The sequence below is a fragment of the Hymenobacter monticola genome, from assembly GCF_022811645.1.
GTDB lineage: Bacteria > Bacteroidota > Bacteroidia > Cytophagales > Hymenobacteraceae > Hymenobacter > Hymenobacter monticola.
Window position 1 is genome coordinate 3,261,069 of sequence record NZ_CP094534.1, and the last position, 18,844, is coordinate 3,279,912.

Sequence of the window (18,844 nt, forward strand, 5' to 3'; positions counted from 1 at the left end):
CGCTTGCCAGAACTTCAAGTCTTTCGCTCCGGCGCGGACTCGCAGAGTCCACGCTACAATTTCCGCTAATGCCGCGCTTTCTCTTTTTCCTTCTGCTGCTTACCATCCCCGTTGCTGCCCAGCAGCCGCTGAAACTCTGGTATGCCCAGCCAGCCGCGAAGTGGACCGACGCGTTGCCCATCGGCAACGGCCGGCTGGGCGGCATGGTGTACGGCGGGGTGGAGCAGGAGCACATTCAGTTCAACGAAGCCACGCTCTGGACCGGCCGGCCGCGCGCCTACGCCCGGCCCGGCGCCGCGCAGTACCTGCCCCAGATTCGCCAGTTGCTGGCTGAGGGCAAGCAGGCCGAAGCCGAGGCGCTGGCCGAGCAGCATTTCATGGGCCTGAAGGACCACGAGGAAACCTACACGGCCAACAAAGCCGCTTGGCTGCAGAAAACACGGGCTATGAGCGTGGCGCAGGCCCTGGCCCAGCCGGGCTGGAAACCGCTGGCTGTCCCGACGCCGAACGGCTGGGAAAGCGCCGGCCTGGAAGGGCTGGACGGCGCCGTGTGGTTCCGAACTACTTTCGACCTGCCCGCAGCCTGGGCCGGCAAAGACCTCACCCTGAGCCTGGGCCGCATCCGCGACGCGGACGTGACCTACGTGAACGGCCAGCCGGTGGGCACCGACGAAGGCATTAGCAAGAAGCGGCGCTACCGGGTGCCAGCGGCTGCGCTCCGGCCGGGCCGCAACGAAGTAGTGGTGCAGGTTATCAACTACTTTGACAAAGGTGGCCTGATTGGGGTGAAGGAAAAACAGCCGGTGTTTGTGGCCTACCCCGAAGGCGCCGCGCCCGAAACCGGCGTGGCGCTGAGTTCCGATTGGCAGTATTGGGTGCAGGATGCCAACCCGCCGCTGGCGCCCAGCTACCAGGCCTCGTACCAGCCGTTTGGGGACTTGCTGTTGGATTTTCCGCAGGCCGGAAAGACAGCGCTGTACCAGCGTGGTTTAGATATCACCCAAGCCGTGGCCCGGACGACTTACATGCAGGATGGCATTCCGTTCATCCGCGAGTACTTCGCCAGCGCACCCGCGCAGGCCTTGGTTTGCCATTTAGGCGCGGGCATGGAGAGAAAGCTCAGCTTTACGGCCCGCTTCGGCAGCGCCCACGCAAACCGCAAAACCTATCGGGTGGACGACCACACGCTGGCGCTGGCCGTGGAGGTGCGCGACGGCGTGCTGCGCGGCGTGAGCTATCTGCGGGCAGAAGGAAGTCATGGCAAAATCACCGTCACCGACGACCAGATTCAGATTGAAAATTCGGATGAGGTAACACTTTACCTGACGGCTGCCACCAATTTTAAAAGCTGCCAGGACGTTTCTGGGCAGCCCGAGAAACTAGCGAAACAAGCACTTGACAAGGCTTCCAAGCGTAATTACGAAGACCTGAAAGCCGAACACGTCCGGGATTACCAAAAGCTCTTCAACACCTTTGCCATCGACCTAGGCCAGGGCACGGGCAAGGCACCATCCTTTTACACCGACGAGCGAATCCAACAATTCAACCCTGCCTCCGACCCCGGGCTGCTGGCGCTGTATCTGCAATTCGGCCGCTACCTGCTGATTTCCTCCTCGCGGGCCGGTGGGCCGCCGGCCAACCTGCAGGGCATCTGGAACGAGTCGTTGACGCCGTCGTGGGGCAGCAAATACACCACTAATATCAACCTGGAAATGAACTACTGGCCGGCCGAGGTGCTGAATCTGTCGGCCTGCACCACGCCGCTGTTTAACTTCATCGACCAACTTGCCCAAACCGGCCGAGCCACGGCCCAGGCCAACTACAACGCCCCTGGCTGGGTGCTGCACCACAACACCGACCTCTGGGCCGGGACCGCGCCCATCAATGCCGCCAACCACGGCATTTGGGTGACAGGGGCGGCCTGGCTCTGCCAGCCCATCTGGGAGCACTACCAGTTCACACAGGACCGGAAGTTTCTGAGCCAGCAGTACCCCGTGCTGAAGGAAGCTGCCCGGTTCTACGACGCTTTTCTGGTGAAGGACCCGCGCACCGGCTGGCTCATCAGCACGCCATCGAACTCGCCCGAGCACGGCGGGCTGGTGGCCGGCCCCACCATGGACCACCAGATTATCCGGGAGTTGTTCAAAACCACCAGCGCCGCGGCCAAAGTCTTGGGCGTAGATGCCGACTTGCAACAGGAGTGGACCACCAAAGCCGGCCAGTTGGCCCCGAACCAAATCGGCAAGCACGGCCAGCTGCAGGAGTGGCTCGAAGATAAGGACGACCCTGCCGACACGCACCGCCACGTGTCGCACCTCTGGGGCGTGTTTCCGGGCTCCGAAATCAGCCCTGCCGCGCCCAAGCTGCTGCAAGCCGCCCGCACCTCGCTCACCCAGCGCGGCGACGGCGGCACCGGCTGGAGCCTGGCCTGGAAAGTGAACCTTTGGGCCCGTTTCCGCGACGGCAACCACGCCCTGCGCATCCTCGAAAACCTGCTTTCGCCTGCCGAAAACGGCACCGGCCCTGAGCAGGGCGGCGTTTACAAAAACCTCTTTGATGCCCACCCGCCCTTCCAGATTGACGGCAACTTCGGCGGCGCGGCCGGCATGGCCGAAATGCTGCTGCAAAGCCAGACCGGCGCGCTTGACCTACTGCCCGCCCTGCCCACGGCCTGGGCCAGCGGCAACGTGCGTGGCCTGCGCGCGCGCGGCGGCTTCGTAGTGGATATGAAGTGGGACGTAGGCAAGCTGCAAGCCGTTGAGATTAAGTCGGAAGCCGGGCGGGAATGCGTGGTGAAATACGCTGGAAAAGAAGTGCGCTTTGCGACTAAAGCAGGCGGGATTTATAAACTGACGGACGTAGGGGCGGGGCTTGTCCCCGCTCGTCGTTGAACGAAAAGAGGATGATGATTTTACGGCTGATGCAACGATTTTGGGCCACGACGGACGGGGGCAAGCCCCGCCCGTACATCGTGCTGCTTTTACTCCTGCTCACAGCCCAAGCCCCCGCCCAAACCCGCACCACCATCCCGCTGCTCGATAACTGGCGCACCGCCGTCGACGACCACAACCAGCAGGCCCACCCCCACTTCGAGCGCCCCGATTTCAAAGACCAGACTTGGCAAACCGTGGCCGTGCCCCACAACTGGGACGCTTACGAAGGCTACCGCCGCCAGCGCCACGGCAACCGCCACGGCTACGCCTGGTACCGCAAAACTTTCCTCACGCCTGCTGCTAAAAGTGACGCCCGCTACTTCCTATTTTTCGAGGGCGTGGGCTCTTACGCCACGGTGTGGCTGAATGGCCAGAAGGTGGGCTACCATGCCGGCGGCCGCACCACATTCACCCTCGACGTGACGGCCGCCCTCAGCCTCGCCGGCCGCCCCAACGTGCTGGCCGTGCGCGCCGACCACCCCGCCAACATCCAGGATTTGCCTTGGGTGTGCGGCGGCTGCTCCGAAGAGCGCGGCTTCTCGGAAGGCTCGCAGCCGATGGGCATTTTCCGGCCGGTGTCGCTGGTGGTCACCAGCCCGGTGCGGGTCGAGCCCTTCGGCGTGCACGTCTGGGCCGATTCTACGGTGTCGGCCCAAGCGGCGCAGCTGCGGGTTGATACGGAACTGAAAAACTACGGGACCCAGGCGCAAACGCTGACTATTAGCAGCCAATTGCTGGACCGGCAGGGGAGGAGCGTGGCCGAAACCAGCACCAAGCAGAAGCTGGCGGCCGGGGCTGGTGTGCAGCTTCACCAGCAGCTGCCGGTGCTCAAGCAGCCGCATTTGTGGTCGCTGGCGGACCCTTATTTGTATCGGCTGGTTACAAAAATCAGCGCCAAGGGCAAGCTGCTCGATGAGCAGGAAACGCCCTACGGCATTCGCTGGGTGAGCTGGCCGATTGGCCAGGCCGCCGCAGCCGGGCAGAAGCAGTTTCTGCTCAATGGCCAGCCCGTTTTCATTAACGGCATTGCCGAGTACGAGCACCTGCTGGGCCAGAGCCACGCCTTCACGCCGGAGCAGATTCGCACCCGCGTACAAATGGTGAAGGCCACCGGCTTCAACGCCTTCCGCGACGCCCACCAGCCGCACAACCTGCGCTACCAGGCCAACTGGGACTCGCTGGGGCTGCTGTGGTGGCCGCAACTGGCCGCCCACGTGTGGTACGACACACCGGCCTTCCGGCAGAACTTCAAAACCCTGCTCACCGACTGGGTGAAGGAGCGCCGCAACAGCCCCTCGGTGGTGCTCTGGGGGCTCGAAAACGAAAGCACGCTGCCGGCCGACTTCGCCCGCGAGTGCAGCGCCCTCATCCGCCAGCTCGACCCCACGGCCTCCCGCGAGCGCAAAATCACGACCTGCAACGGCGGCCAGGGCACCGACTGGGACGTGCCCCAGAACTGGACCGGCACCTACGGCGGCGACCCCAACCAGTACGGCGCCGACGTGGCCCGTCAGGTCCTCATCGGCGAGTACGGCGCCTGGCGCACCCTTGACCTGCACCAGTCCGGCCCGCCCGCCCTCAACAGCGGCCCGTTCAGCGAAGACCGGTTTGCCCAGCTCATGGAGCTGAAAGTCCGCCTCGCCGAAGCCGCCAAAGACCAGACCGCCGGCCACTTTTTCTGGCTGCTGACCTCGCATGACAACCCCGGCCGGGTGCAAGGCGGCGAAGGCCAGCGCGAGCTCGACCGCATCGGGCCCGTCAACTACAAGGGCCTGCTCACGCCCTGGGAAGAGCCCACGGATGCGTTCTGTATGTTCCGGGCCAACTACGCACCCAAAGCCACGGAGCCAATGGTCTACGTGGCTTCGCACACCTGGCCTGACCGTTGGCGTATGCCCGGCCGGAAGGACAGCATTACCGTCTATTCCAACTGCGACGAAGTCGAGCTTTTCAACGACGTGAACGCCGCCTCGCTGGGCCGCAAAACCCGCCCGACGGGCATTGGCACCCATTTTCAGTGGGATGATGTCGATGTCAAATACAACGTGCTCTATGCTGTGGGCTACGTGGGCGGCAAGGCCGTGGCGAAGGATTATATCGTGCTGCACCACTTGCCGAAAGCACCCAACTTCGACCAGTTCCTGGCCGATGCCCAGCCCATCACCCAGCCGCAGCCGGGCCTGAACTACCTCTACCGCGTGAACTGCGGCGGCCCAGTCTACCAGGACCAGCACGGCAGCATCTGGCAGGCCGACCAGCCCCGCACCGACCCCAAAACTTGGGGTTCAGAGTCGTGGACGCAGGACTTTCCCGGCATCACGCCCTTCTTCGCCAGCCAGCGCCGCACCCACGACCCCATCCACGGTACCCGTGACTGGCCGCTGTTCCAAAGCTTCCGCTACGGCCGCGAGAAGCTGCGTTACGCCTTCCCCGTGCCCAACGGCGAGTACACCGTGGAGCTGTATTTCACCGAGCCATGGCTAGGCACCGGCGGCGGGCTGGACTGCACCGGCTGGCGCCTGTTCGACGTGGCCGTGAACGGTGAAACGGTGCTGCATAACCTCGATATCTGGAAAGAATCTGGCCATGACAAAGCCCTGAAAAAGACGGTGCGAGTCCGCGTGACCGACGGCCAGCTCGTGGTTTCCTTCCCACATGTTGCCTCCGGCCAGGCTCTCATTTCCGCCATTGCCGTTGCTACCGCCGATGCCCGCGCCCAGCCGGCCCCCGCGCCGCAGTCTGTCATCGGCGGCCTGAAAATCAGTAACCCGGCCCAGGCCGCGCAGTGGTCGGCCCAAACCTGGCTCGACACGGGCACCCCAAGCTTCAGCGACGCTTCGGCTACTTTCAGCGCCCTACCTTCCGCGCTCTACGGCGCCGAATGGCTGCGCGGGCCGAGCAAGGCCGGTGCCAGCGGGGGCACGTTTAGCGTCACTACTACGGCCGATGTGTACGTGGCTCTCGACGCGAAGCAGCCGACCCATCCCGCTTGGCTCAAAGACTACGAAGACACCAAAACGACCCTCGAAACCGCTGGTCCTGCTGCCCTCGCTTTCCGCTTGTATCGCAAACGCCAGCCAGCCAATTCCACGGTTTCCTTTGGTCCCAGTAGCTTGCCTTACATCGTGGCCGTGAACCGGGCCAGCACCATCGAACCAGCTTACGACCTAAAGCCCACTACCGGCTACAAGCCCGCTACCGCCCGCCTCAGCGGCCCCGGCCTGGTGAAGGAAACGGTGAACACCAAGGAAAGCATCACCTTCAAAGCACCTACCGGCAACGCCATCGAGTGGACCATCCAGACTGGGGTAGCCGACACCTATTCGCTCACCTTCCGCTACGCCAACCCGGGTACTGCGCCGCTCACCGCCCTGTTCGCCCTGGCCCTGGCCGATGGCACGGTCCTTAAATCCGAAACGGTAGAACTCGTGCCTTCTAAGCCCGGCAAGTGGAACTACCTGACCACTTCCACCGGCGGCATGATAAACGCGGGGAGCTACCGAGTTAAACTTAGCGGCACCAATGCAGCGGGGCTGAGCGTGTCGGGGCTGGATGTGCAGTAGGCCGGGTTAGGAGTGAGGTTCCGCTGTCCGCGCTAAGATGTTACAATAGGAAGCTAACAAGCTACACGGCCCCCGCCTGCCACGCCGGTAAATTTGCTGACAGTACCAGCAGCCCGGTTTGCGACTCAATGTCGCGGCAATTTGGTAATATGGCCTCATGAGCAATTTGCGAGTTCTTGACCTTGTTATCATCGCGCTGTATCTGGCGGCCATGATTGCCGTGGGCGCCTGGTTTGCCCGAAAAAACGACAGCGCCGAACAGTATTCCAGCGCCTCCGGCCTGATTCCGGGCTGGGCCATCGGCATGTCCATCTACGCTACCTTTTTGAGTAGCAATACCTTCCTGGGTGTGCCTGGCAAAGCTTTCGGCACCAACTGGAACGCCTTTGTTTTCAGCATCTCCATGCCGCTGGCGGCCTGGGTGGCCACGCGCTACTTCGTGCCGTTCTACCGTAGTACCGGCGAAATATCGGCCTACACGCATCTGGAGCACCGTTTCGGTAGTTGGGCGCGCACCTACGCGGTGGCTTGTTTCCTGCTCACGCAGCTGGCCCGCATCGGGTCCATCTTCTTCGGCATTGCCCTCACGCTGCAGGCCCTCACCGGCTTCTCGATGGAGTGGATTATGCTCATCACTGGCAGCTGCATTATCGTCTACACGGTTCTGGGCGGCATCGAAGCCGTCATCTGGACCGAGGTGGTGCAGGGCATGGTCAAGACCTTCGGCGCGCTGCTGATTCTGTACCTGATTGTGACCAACATGCCGGGCGGCATCTCCAAGATTGTCGCTATCGGCGAGCAGCAGCACAAGTTCAGCCTCGGCGGTTTCTCGCCCGATTTTACCCAGTCTACCTTTTGGGTGGTATTGCTCTACGGCTTCTTTATTAATCTCAATAATTTCGGGGTCGACCAGAACTACGTGCAGCGCTACCACACCGCTACTTCGGCCAAGCAGGCGGCCAAGTCCATCTGGCTCTGCGTGTTAATTTATGTACCGGCCTCGCTGCTGTTCTTCATTATCGGCTCGGCGCTGTTTGCCTACTACCAGGTGCACCCCGAGCTGATTGAGGCCGTGAAGCTGAAAGTGGCCGCCGAAAAATTGCCCCTCACCGCCACGGCCGGCCAGATTGCCCAGGCCGCCGCTGCCCTGCAGCCCTCCGACTACGGCGACAAGGTGATGCCGCATTTTATGGTGACGAAAATCCCGCCCGGCTTCGTTGGCCTCATCGTGTCGGCCATCCTGTCGGCCGCCATGAGCACCATCAGCTCGGGCATGAACGCCTCGGCCACCGTCTTCACCGTCGACATCTACCAGCGCTACTTCAAGCCCCAACTCAGCGTGAAGCAAACCATGCGCAGCCTGCACGTCGGCACCGTGCTGGTGGGCCTGCTGGGCATGGGCGTGGGCATCGCCATGATTGGCGTTAAAAGTGTGCTCGACGTGTGGTGGGAGCTCTCGGGCATCTTCGCGGCCGGCATGCTGGGCTTGTTCCTGCTGGGCATCATCAGCCGCCAGACCCGCAACGCCGAAGCCCTCACCGCCACCATCATCGGCGTGCTGGTCATCGTTTGGCTCACGCTTTCGCCCAAGCTGCCCGAAACCCTGGCTGGCCTGCGCAATCCGCTGCATAAGAGTATGGTCATCGTGGTGGGCACGCTCACCATTTTCCTGCTGGGCCTGCTGCTCACGCGCTTTCGCCAGCGCCGCGCCGCGCCCGTCGTTCCCGAAGAAGTCTTAACCCAGTCCGTCCACTAGCCGGCTCACTTTTACAACTCTACGGCTCACCCGCCCAGCCCCTATCCTTATGAAAAACGCATCCAAGGGATTTATCCCCGTTATGCTCACGCCCTTTCAGAACGACGGGCGCATCGACTACCCGGCCCTTACTCGCCTCACGGAGATGTACTTAAAGGCCGGGGCGGCCGGTCTGTTCGCCAATTGCCTGTCCAGTGAGATGTTTGAACTGAGCGCCGAGGAGCGCCTGCAAAGCATCCGCCACGTGGTGGATGTGGCCGGCGGGGCCGTGCCCGTGGTGGCCACCGGCACCTTCGCCGGCGCCCTTTCTGAGCAAGCCGATTTTGTGAAACAGGTGTACGAAGCCGGCACCGAAGCCGTCATTGTCATCACCGGCCTGCTGGCCGCGCAGGACGAATCCGACGTCGTGTTCAACGAGCGTTTTCACGGCCTGCTGGCCCAGACCAGCGGCGTGCCCCTGGGCTTCTACGAGTGCCCCGAGCCATACAAGCGCGTGCTCACGGCCGAGCAGTTGGGCCAGTTCGTGGCCACCGGCCGTGTCACTTACCACAAAGACACCTGTCTCGACCTCAACCAAATCAAAGCCAAGCTTGCCGCTACTGAAGGCCATAAGTTTGGCCTTTATGATGCTTACATGGTGCACGCCGTGGAGTCGCTGAAAGCCGGGGCCGCCGGCCTCTCCTGCATCCAGGGCAACTTCTTTCCTGAGCTCATCGTGTGGCTCTGCCAGAACTACGACAACGCCCTGCTGCAGCGCGAGGTAGCCGAGGTGCAGGAGTTTTTCATCCGGAACATGGGCGTGATGCACGACGTGTACCCCACGGTAGCCAAATACTCACTCAAACAGCGTGGGGTGGACATTTCCACCTTCACCCGTCGCAAGGTGGGCAACTTCACCGGCACCGTGCGCGCTGGCGTGGAGGCCCTGTATGGCGACTACAGCGTCCTAAGCCGGCAGTTGGAGCTTGCGCTGGTGGCGTAACGAGTTGCCAAGTCTAAAAGCAGAACGTCATGCTAAGCGAAAGCAAAGCATGACGTTCTTTTTGTTTCCGACCTGAACAAGCGCGGACTCGCAGAGTCCACGCTACAGTCCTACGCCGCCAGCGCCAGCTCCTTGTGGCTGTGCAGGTATTTCTTCTTGTATTCCAACGGCGTCATCTTCGTGATTTTCTTGAAGTGCCGGTAGAAATTAGACACGTTATTGAACCCGCATTCGAAGCAGACCACCTCCGTCGGCAGCTTGTCCTCAATCAGCTGCCGGCAGGCCTGGCTGATGCGGATTTCGATGAGGAAGTCGTAATAGGTTTTCTTGGTGATGAGCTTGAAATAGCGGCAGAACGACGTGACGCTCAGGTTGCTGATGGAAGCAATTTCATCGAGCGTAATTTCCTTTTTGTAGTTCGACAGCGTGTAGTTGCACACCTTGTTGATGCGCTGCACGTCCGATTCGTTGCTCTGCTTGAAGGCGTGGTGCTCCGAGGCAATAGTCTGGGTTTCCGACGTTTCAGACAGCACTTTCAAGATGGACAGGAAAATGATGATGCGGTCCAAATCGGTGGCGTGCACGGCCTGGCGCATGAGGGGCGCCAGCTTGGCCTTGGCCTTGCCGGTGATGAGCAGGCCGCTCTTGGCTTTCTCAAACAGCTTGGGAATAAGGTAGGCCTCGGGCAGGCCGAAGAGGTAGCGGCCCAGGCACTCGGGCAAAAACTGAATCACGATGGCCTCTACCTGCTTGTCGGGGTTGCCCTGGAAATACTCCTCGTTGCAGCGCCACACGTGCGGCAGGTTGGCTCCCACCAGCACCATCTCATCGTCCGAAAAATTGCTGATGTTGTCGCCAATCAGACGCACGCCTTCGCCTTTAATCGTGTACACCAGCTCCAGCTCGGGGTGGTAGTGCCAGGTGGTGCCGAAGTACGATTTCACGTCGTGGCGAATGCTGAACGAGCTCTGCGGGGCAACCGGAACTTTGTGGAAATGGGCTTTCATGAGGGATGAGAATTTGGTGGGAATTGTGAGTAAGAGGTCAACCAGTTAGGTAGAGCTGGCGCGACGCTATGGTTTCGAAATCGATTGTGTGGAAGAGCAAAACACGAATCGGTAGAAAGCTAGGTAGGACGGCAAAGCACGATGGATGGCTGGCTTCTCTAGGATATTATCCTGAGCTCGAACAAGCCTGAAACCGACTGAGAAATGATAAGATTCGTCAGTAAGTAGTCACTAAACTATAGCCTTCGAAAACCCGAACTCTCCTGTACCTGCCTGCTCAGGCTTCTTTCTGGGCTCGATGAGGCTGAAAAGCATGACCCTGAATGAGCAAGAGTGGCCATTTTTTTCTTCGGGCAACAGAAGCGCTTCCAATGAGCAGGCGTGGAGGCAATGGTAACATCCTACACTAAGTAGGCAAAAAGCCGGAGGCCTTGCGGGGAATATGCTGGCAAATTTGTCTGCCCACTCAACCCGGATTTTTTCTGCCCACCCGCGCGTCCATCAGGCCCTAATGGAGCCAGTGCAGCGGGGGCGGCGCCACTTTTACCCTATCAGCGCGTGACGACTTTCCCTACCAACGAAGTACTCCTGCTTGCCAGCGGCGATTTGCGCCTGGCCGCCAACCAAAACTGCTGGCCCGCCCAGCAGGCCATTGAAGCCCAGCTCACCGCCGCCCTCGAAAAACAGGGCTGGACGGTGAAACGCGCCCACGCCTACGACGCCGAGAAGCAGCACGGCTTCCTCGATTCGCAGAAGATGGGCCTGGAGGTGTTCCGGCATATTCACCCCGCGCAGCCGCTCATCGTGGCCGAAAGCGTGTGGCAGTACTCGCACCACGTGCTGGCCGGTCTCACCACCCACCAGGGCCCCATCTTGACGGTGGCCAACTGGAGCGGGCAGTGGCCCGGCCTGGTGGGCATGCTCAACCTGAACGGCTGCCTCACCAAAGCCGGCGTGACCTACAGCACGCTCTGGAGCGAGGATTTTACGGATGCATTTTTTGAGCAGGGCCTGCGGCAGTGGCTCTCCCAGGGCCACATCACGCAGGACGAGCGTCATGTGAAGGACTTCGCCGACGCGACCTTGCCCGCTAGTGAGGAGCACACCGGCCGCACGTTTGGCCGCAAGCTTAAGCAACACAAGGCCATCATGGGCGTGTTTGACGAGGGCTGCATGGGCATGTACAACGCCATTGTGCCCGACGAGCTGCTGCACGCCACTGGCATTTTCAAAGAGCGCCTGAGCCAGGCCAGCCTCTACGCGGCCATGCGCCTCGTGACGGAGGCCGAAGCCCAAGCCGTGCTCGACTGGCTGCTGGCCCGCGGCATGAAGTTCAACTGGGGCACCGACGAAGCCACCCAGCTCACCAAAAACCAGACGCTGGAGCAGTGCAAGATGTACATCGCCGCCGTGCGCATCGCCGACGAATTTGGCTGCGATACCATCGGCATTCAGTACCAGCAGGGCCTCAAGGACCTGACCGTGGCCAGCGACCTGGCCGAAGGACTCCTTAATAACGCCGACCGTCCGCCCGTATTCTCCACCACCGGCGAGGAGCTTTACGCCGGCCAGGCCCTGCCGCACTTCAACGAAGTGGACGAGTGCGCCGGCCTCGACGCCCTGCTCACTTACCGCCTCTGGAACGAGCTGGGTTTGAGCGGCGAAACCACCTTGCACGACCTGCGCTGGGGCCAAAGCTTCGACACCGGCGACGGCGACGAGTTTGTGTGGGTGTTCCTGATTTCGGGCGCCGCGCCGCCGGCTCACTTCGTGGATGGCTACGCGGGCACCAGCAGCGAGCGGCAGCCCGCCATGTACTTCCGCCTGGGCGGCGGCAGCGTGAAGGGCGTGAGCCGCCCCGGTTCCATCGTGTGGAGCCGCGTGTACGTGATGGACGGCAAGCTGCACTGCGACATGGGCGTGGGCGAGGCCGTGGCCCTGCCCGCTGCCGAAACCCAGCGCCGCTGGCAGGAAACCACCCCCGAATGGCCCATCATGCACGCCGTGCTCTGCGGCGTGACCCGCGACCAGATGATGGCCCGCCACAAGGCCAACCACATCCAAGTGGTGTACGCGCCCTACGCCGCCAAGGCCCACCAGCTTTGCCGCATCAAGGCCGCTGCGATGGCCGAGATGGGCATCGAGGTGCATTTCTGCGGCGATGTGAAAGGGCTGGAAAAAGTGGCAGAGGCAGCGGTTGCCTACGCGGTGCAACCGGCTTAACCCCACCCCCGGCCCCTCCCCTCGTGGGGAGGGGAGCCGAAGGATTATGAACAAGAATTATCGTCTGTGTCGCCGTGGCTCCCCCTCCCCACGAGGGGAGGGGCTGGGGGTGGGGTTAAGCCACCAGAGCGACGTCAAATGAAACCCATACCAATTCCTTAAAATGTCCCACCGCCGCGCCTTACTCGCCGTTCTTTTTGCTTCCGCCTGCGCCGCGCCCGCCGCTCGCGCCCAGTACCCCACCATTCCGCCCGACGTACAGGCCAAGGCCGATGCCGCCCTGGCCGAAGAAGAAAAACGCTCCGACGAAGCTTGGCAGAAGGCCCAGCCCATCATGCAGGCCGAAGCCAAGGCCGGCAAGCCCTACGTGCCCTGGGCTGCCAAGCCTTCGGATTTGCCCCAGTCGAAACGGCTGGCCTTTCCCGGCGCTGAGGGTGGGGGAGCCTACGTTTTCGGCGGGCAGGGCGGCAAGGTTTACGTGGTGAAGAGCTTGGCCGACCGCGGCACCGGCACCCTGCGCGAGGCCCTGGAGCAGGGCGGCGCGCGCATCATCGTGTTCAACGTGGCCGGCATCATTCGCCTGCAAACCCCCATTATCATCCGGGCCCCTTACGTCACTATTGCGGGCCAGACGGCGCCCGGCGACGGCATCTGCGTGGCGGGTGAGTCGATTTGGATTAACACCCACGACGTGGTGGTCCGCTACCTGCGCTTCCGGCGCGGCGCCACCGAGGTGGCTCGCCGCGACGACGGTCTGGGCGGCAACCCGGTGGGCAACATCATCATCGACCACGTGTCGGCCTCGTGGGGACTGGACGAGAACATGTCCATCTACCGCCACGTGTACCACAACCCCGAAACGGGCAAGGCTGACAAGCTGCCCACGGTGAACGTGACCATTCAGAACTCCATTTTCTCGGAGGGCTTGGACACCTACAACCACGCCTTCGGCAGCACTATTGGCGGTTTGAACAGCCTGTTTACCCGCAACCTCTGGGCCAACAACATTGCCCGCAACCCCTCGGTGGGCATGTACGGCGACTTCAATTTTGCCAACAACGTGGTGTTCAACTGGTGGAACCGCTCAGCCGACGGCGGCGACAACCACTCGGAGTACAACTTCGTGAACAACTACTACAAGCCCGGCCCCATCACCCCGGCCGACCAGCCCATCAGCTACCGCATTCTGAAGCCCGAATCGGGCCGCGACAAGAACGCGAAGAACCTGTTCGGCAAGGCTTACGTGGCCGGCAACGTGGTGGCCGGCAACGACAAAGTGACCCAGGACAACTGGGCCGGCGGCGTGCAGGTGGAGGACCAGCCCGACGCAGCGAAAACCGTGGCCGAAATCCGAACCGATAAGCCTTTCACATTGCCCAACATGAACACCGTGCTGCCCGCCCAGGAGGCTTACCAGTACGTGCTGGCCAACGTGGGCTGCACCCTGCCCCGGCGCGACGCCGTGGACGCCCGCATCGTGGAAGACGTGCGCACTGGCAAAATCAGCTACGCCAAAAACGCCCAGCCTACGCCGAAAAGTCCTTACATCAAGCGCCGCTTGCCGGAGGACTCCTATAAGAACGGCATCATCACTGACCCCGCACAGGTGGGCGGCTACCCCGACTACAAAGGCACGCCCTACGCCGACGCCGACAACGACGGCATGCCCGACAAGTGGGAAACCGCCCACGGCCTCAACCCCAAAAGCGCCGCCGACGCCACCCAAGACCGCGACAAAGACGGCTACGCCAACATCGAAGAATACCTCAACAGCGTGGTGCCGCTGCAGAATGTGCGGCCCAACGCCAGCAAGGTGAAGTCATGATGTAGCGTGGACTCTGCGAGTCCGCGCCCGCACGAATCCCCAACGCGCGGACTCGCAGAGTCCACGCTACATTTCTCCTGCATGATTTCCAAAGCCCGTCTTTTCCTTTCCCTGCTCACCCTCGCCGCCTTCATCCCGGCGGCCGAGCCCACTGGCCCGCTCAAAGTATCGTCCAACGGCCGCTTCCTGATGACGGGCAGCGGCAAGCCGTTTTTCTGGCTGGGTGATACCGGCTGGCTGCTGTTCAACAAGCTCAAGCGCGAGGAAGCCGAAACCTACCTCGAAGACCGCCGCAGGAAAGGCTTCAACGTGATCCAGGTGATGGTGCTGCACCAAGTGCCCAGCGCGAACGTGTACGGCGACTCGGCCCTGACGCATGCCAACGTGGCCCGGCCGCTCACCTCGCCCGGCAGCTCGCCCACCGACGCCGCCCAATATGACTACTGGGACCACGTCGACTACATCGTGGACCTGGCCGCCAAAAAGGGCCTCTACATGGGCATGGTGCCGGTGTGGGGTACCAATGTGAAGAACGGCAAGGTGAACCAGAAGCAGGCCAAAACTTACGCCACCTTCCTGGCCGAGCGGTATCGAAACCGCCCCAACATCATCTGGCTGAATGGCGGCGATATTGCCGGCTCTGATTCGCTGAAAGTGTGGAACACCATCGGGGCTACGCTAAAAGCGGTGGACCCGAACCATCTGGAAACCTATCACCCGCGCGGCCGCACGCAGTCGTCGGATTGGTTTCACAAGGCCAGCTGGTTGGATTTCAACATGTACCAGTCGGGCCACCGCCGCTACGAGCAGGACACGTCGAAGAACGAAACCAACCACTACGGCCAGGACAACTGGCGCTACCAGCAAGCCGACTACGCTCTGAAACCGGCTAAGCCTTCGCTCGACGGGGAGCCTTCTTATGAAGGCATCCCACACGGCCTGCACGACATTACCCAGCCCCGCTGGACCGATGCCGACGTGCGCCGCTACGGCTACTGGTCGGTGTTCGCCGGCGCCTTTGGCTACACCTACGGGCAGAACTCGGTGATGCAAATGCACAGCAGCTTCGACAAGGGCAGCGCCTACGGCTCGTCGGAGCTGTGGTCGTCGGCCATTAATGCACCCGGTTCGGCCCAAATGCAGTACCTGAAGCAGTTGATGCTCTCGCGCCCCTTCTTCGAGCGGATACCCGACCAGTCGCTGATTGCCGGCGAAGTGGGGGAGAAGTACAACCGCCAGTTTGCCACGCGGGGCAAGAATTACGCCTTCGTTTACACTTACAACGGGCGGAATATGAAGGTGAACCTAGGCAAAATTGGCGGCGCGAAAGTGAAAGCCTCCTGGTACAGCCCGCGCGATGGCAAAACCACGGCCATTGGTACCTTTCCGAATAAAGGCACCCAGGAATTCAACCCGCCCGGCGAACAGAAGGACGGCAACGACTGGGTGCTGATTTTGGATTCCATCAGCTAACGTACCGTGGTCAACACCCTCACCAAAACCTTCCTAATACTCGGCGGCACCGCGCTGCTGAGCTCCTGCGCCAAAGAGGCGTACCTGTTCACCTCCTTCCGCGAGCCGGCCACCGATGGGCTGCACTTCCTCTACAGCTACGACGGCTACAAGTGGCAGGACGCGGGCAAGTCGTTTCTGACGCCGCAGGTGGGCCCCAGCAAGCTCATGCGTGACCCCAGCATTGCGCAAGGACCGGATGGCACCTACCACCTCGTTTGGACCTGCGGCTGGAAGGGCGACAAGGGGTTTGGCTACGCCAGCTCGAAGGATTTGGTACACTGGTCGGAGCAGCGCTTCATCGACGTGATGAGCCACGAGCCCAGCACCGTGAACGTGTGGGCCCCGGAAATCTTTTTCGACCCGCCCACGCAGCAGTTCCTCATCGTGTGGGCCAGCACCATCCCGCTGCGCTTCCCGAAGGGCCAGGAAGAAGAAGACAACAACCACCGCCTCTATTACACCACGACCAAGGATTTCAAGACCTTCTCAGCCACCAAACTCTACCTCAACCCCGGCTTCAGTGCCATCGACTCGGAAGTGTTGCGTCGCGGCGTGGATGACTACGTGCTGGTGGTAAAGGACAATACCCGCCCCGAGCGCGATATCAAAGTGGCATTCGGTCCTACGGCCACCGGGCCGTTTCCGAAGGTTTCGGCGCCCTTCACGGCCAACTTCACCGAAGGCCCGAGCGTGGCCAAGCTGCCGCACAATCAGTGGCTTATTTATTACGACGCTTATCGCGAGAAGAAATACGGCGCGGCCAAAACCAGCGACTTCCTAACCTTCACCGACGTTTCGGCTAAGGTGAGCGTGCCGGCGGGCCACAAGCACGGCACCATCTTCATGGTACCGCGCAAGACGCTCAAGAACTTGTTGCAAACCGCACCGGCAGGAGGAGCGGGTGCCACATCAGCTACTGGAAAACAATGAGTAAATCCCAATTGCCGGCAGGATGTAGCGTGGACTCTGCGAGTCCGCGCCCGAACGAACTTTCTAATAGGGCGCGAACTCGCAGAGTCCACGCTACGCTGCTGGCGATGCTGCTACCCGTTCTCGCCCAAGCCCAAACCACGCCCGCCGAAACCATCCGCTACACCGGCACCACGCTCAGCAACGTGGACTACCACCACGGCCAGCTGCGGCCGGCTATCGGCACGCATGCCCGGCAGGTGCTGCGCGCCAATCGCGAGCAGCCTAGTGCCGCCAATGGCGAAGGGTGGACATACAACCATGCCCCCATGCTGGCCTATTGGCAAGGGCAGTTCTACTACCAGTACCTCAGCAACCCCGTAGGCGAGCACGTGCCGCCCGGCCGCACGCTGCTGCTGACGAGCAAGGACGGCTACAACTGGACCAACCCCACCGTCATATTCCCGCCCTACCAGGTGCCCGACGGCTTCACCAAGCCCGACCAGCCCGGCAAAGTGGCTAAAAACCTGGTGGCCGTGATGCACCAGCGCATCGGCTTCTACACCTCGAAGAAAAACCGTCTGCTAACGCTGGGCTACTACGGCGTGGCCCTCGACGCCAAAGACGACCCGAACGACGGGCAAGGCATTGGCCGGGTGGTGCGCGAGGTGCTGCCGGGCGGCAAGTTTGGCCCGATTTATTTCCTGCGGAACAACAAGACCTGGGATAAGTCGAAATCCACTTATCCCTTCTACACCGCCAGCAAGGACAAGGGCTTCGTAGCCGCCTGCGAGGAAATCCTGGCCAACCCGCTGATGATGCAGCAGATGGTGGAAGAGCAGGACAAGGACGACCCGCTCATTCCCATTCACAAGGACTACAAAGCCTTCAGCTACTACCACTTGCCCAACGGCCAGCGCGTGGTAGGCCTATGGAAGCACGCCCTCACCACCATCAGTCCCGACGGCGGCAAAACCTGGCCCAACCCAGTCATCCGGGCGCCGCATTTCGTGAACAGCAACGCTAAAATCTGGGGCCAGCGCACCTCCGATGGCCGCTACGCCACGGTGTACAACCCGTCGGAATTTCGCTGGCCGCTGGCTATTTCGACCAGCGAAAACGGCCTTGACTATACCGACCTGTGGCTGGTGCACGGCGAAATCACGCCCATGCGCTACGGCGGCAATTACAAGTCGTACGGCCCGCAGTACGTGCGCGGCATTCAGGAAGGCGACGGCCTGCCGCCCGATAAAAAGCTGTGGGTGAGCTACAGCGTGAACAAGGAGGACCTGTGGGTGGCCTCGGTGCCGGTGCCCGTACGCGCCACCGCCAGCAGCCATGCCAACGAGGTTTTCGCGCAGCTGCCCGTCGGGCAGGAACTGGACCAGTGGAACACCTACAGCCTCGTGCAAGCGCCGGTGGAAATCGGCAAGCTGCCCGATGGCTCGAAGGGCCTTGTGCTCAAAGACTCCGATAAATTCGACTACGCCAAAGCCGAGCGCATTATTCCCGAAAGCAAGCAACTGGTGGCCGAACTCTCAGTAGTGACCGGCCAAAACGACCACGGCCTGCTGCAAATCGAGTTTCAGGATGCCAAGGGGCAGCCCGCCGTGCAGCTTTCTTTCGATTCCACCGGCACGCTGAGCTACAAAGCCGGCGCCCGCTTCAAGGGCGTGACTAAGTACCAGCCCAACCAGCCGCTCGACCTGAGAGTGACCTTGGACGCACCCAACCGCACCTGCACCATCACGGCCAACGGCAAGACCAGCACCTTCATCTTCTTCGCCCCGGTGGCTGCCTTCGAGCGGGTGATGCTGCGCACCGGCCCGGGCCGCCACTTCCCCACGCCCGACACCCCCGCAGACCAAGCCTACGACCTGCCCAAAGCCGGCGAGTCGGAGCCGCTGGCGGTTTTTTACCTGAAGTCACTGAAGACGTCAGCGCCGGAGCCGGCAGCAAAAGGGCTGGGTAGAAATTAAGAGGCCAGCACGAACGAAGAGACGCGACACTTCGCGTCTCTTCTTTGAACAGACGGAGCCGCACATCCTGAATCAGCACACGACTAGCAACATCAGCAACGATTGAGACGCGAAGTGTCGCGTCTCCACATCCCGAACCGCATGTCCTTTCG

At 61.7% G+C, this 18,844-nt stretch carries 10 protein-coding genes; 9 read left to right on the forward strand and 1 reads right to left on the reverse strand.

From position 1 onward, the window contains the following. The first annotated feature begins 68 nt into the window (after positions 1-68). The 4 genes from MTP16_RS13600 (at position 69) to MTP16_RS13615 (ending at position 9,234) form a co-directional block, all read left to right on the forward strand. Positions 69-2,891, forward strand: coding sequence for a glycoside hydrolase family 95 protein (locus tag MTP16_RS13600; RefSeq protein ID WP_243509983.1), 2,823 nt, complete (start codon positions 69-71; stop codon positions 2,889-2,891). Between the two features lie 29 nt (positions 2,892-2,920). After that, positions 2,921-6,496 carry a malectin domain-containing carbohydrate-binding protein gene (locus MTP16_RS13605; protein ID WP_243509986.1) on the forward strand — a complete coding sequence of 1,192 codons (3,576 nt, stop codon included), beginning with the start codon at positions 2,921-2,923 and terminating at the stop codon, positions 6,494-6,496. A 157-nt stretch (positions 6,497-6,653) separates the two neighbouring features. Then, on the forward strand, positions 6,654-8,252 hold the full coding sequence (locus tag MTP16_RS13610; RefSeq protein ID WP_243509989.1) for a sodium:solute symporter: 1,599 nt from the start codon (positions 6,654-6,656) through the stop codon (positions 8,250-8,252). A 49-nt stretch (positions 8,253-8,301) separates the two neighbouring features. Then, the gene (locus MTP16_RS13615; RefSeq protein ID WP_243509992.1) at positions 8,302-9,234 is read left to right on the forward strand and encodes a dihydrodipicolinate synthase family protein; all 933 of its coding nucleotides are present in this window, start codon (positions 8,302-8,304) and stop codon (positions 9,232-9,234) included. Positions 9,235-9,344: 110 nt separating this feature from the next. Here the strand turns inward: MTP16_RS13615 and MTP16_RS13620 are convergent, their stop codons facing one another. Beyond that, on the reverse strand, positions 9,345-10,241 hold the full coding sequence (locus MTP16_RS13620) for an AraC family transcriptional regulator (RefSeq protein ID WP_243509996.1): 897 nt from the start codon (positions 10,239-10,241) through the stop codon (positions 9,345-9,347). Between the two features lie 558 nt (positions 10,242-10,799). Here MTP16_RS13620 and MTP16_RS13625 point away from each other — a divergent pair. The 5 genes from MTP16_RS13625 (at position 10,800) to MTP16_RS13645 (ending at position 18,692) form a co-directional block, all read left to right on the forward strand. Beyond that, entirely contained in the window at positions 10,800-12,464 is a 1,665-nt protein-coding gene (locus tag MTP16_RS13625; protein WP_243510027.1) for a fucose isomerase, read from the forward strand. A 163-nt stretch (positions 12,465-12,627) separates the two neighbouring features. Beyond that, positions 12,628-14,289, forward strand: a complete 1,662-nt coding sequence (locus MTP16_RS13630) for a pectate lyase family protein (RefSeq protein WP_243510029.1) — start codon at positions 12,628-12,630, stop codon at positions 14,287-14,289. Between the two features lie 81 nt (positions 14,290-14,370). Further along, positions 14,371-15,762 (forward strand): glycoside hydrolase family 140 protein, encoded by a 1,392-nt coding sequence (locus tag MTP16_RS13635; protein ID WP_243510032.1) that lies wholly within the window; start codon positions 14,371-14,373, stop codon positions 15,760-15,762. Positions 15,763-15,768: 6 nt separating this feature from the next. Then, the gene (locus tag MTP16_RS13640) at positions 15,769-16,734 is read left to right on the forward strand and encodes a glycoside hydrolase family 43 protein (RefSeq protein WP_243510035.1); all 966 of its coding nucleotides are present in this window, start codon (positions 15,769-15,771) and stop codon (positions 16,732-16,734) included. 107 nt (positions 16,735-16,841) lie between these two features. Continuing rightward, positions 16,842-18,692, forward strand: a complete 1,851-nt coding sequence (locus MTP16_RS13645; protein WP_243510038.1) for an exo-alpha-sialidase — start codon at positions 16,842-16,844, stop codon at positions 18,690-18,692. Positions 18,693-18,844: the final 152 nt, after the last annotated feature.